Here is a 391-nt window from a genome sequence, read left to right on the forward strand (position 1 = left end):
TTAATTCGCCGTCCTCTTCTGGCACGTCGCATGATTCGGCGTAACTCCATCCGTTCCACAATGGTTTTGAACGGTAAGATTAAATGTGCTGTCCACAATGTTGATCGGGCAGATTGGACTCCCACCCCTGAATAATGCTTGCCGGGGTCTAATCCAACGGCTATAGGTTGGGTTTCTTCTCCGGATGGTTCTTGCAGAAGTTGAACGCAGAATATGCCTAAATCGTTGTGTTTGACTTGGGCTTTTCCTTCTTTGAGCCACCTTCTAGCACGACTGGCTTTGGTGGGCATTAGAGGTTTGCCTTCGGGTGATAGAACGGGTACTCGCTGCATGGTGATAAACCTCTGTCAAGTAATTAGTCCCTTCCTGCCATTTCAGCTAAGATGTCCTG

General features: G+C 48.3%; 1 protein-coding gene. It reads right to left on the reverse strand.

Annotated elements, in window-relative coordinates; all coding sequences use genetic code 11:
• A partial coding sequence (locus JUI58_RS17070) for an RRXRR domain-containing protein (RefSeq protein WP_204105007.1) occupies positions 1-332 on the reverse strand: 332 nt, incomplete at its 3' end.
• Between the last annotated feature and the right edge of the window lie 59 nt (positions 333-391).

The organism is Spirulina sp. CCY15215 (assembly GCF_016888125.1).
Classification (GTDB): domain Bacteria; phylum Cyanobacteriota; class Cyanobacteriia; order Cyanobacteriales; family Spirulinaceae; genus CCY15215.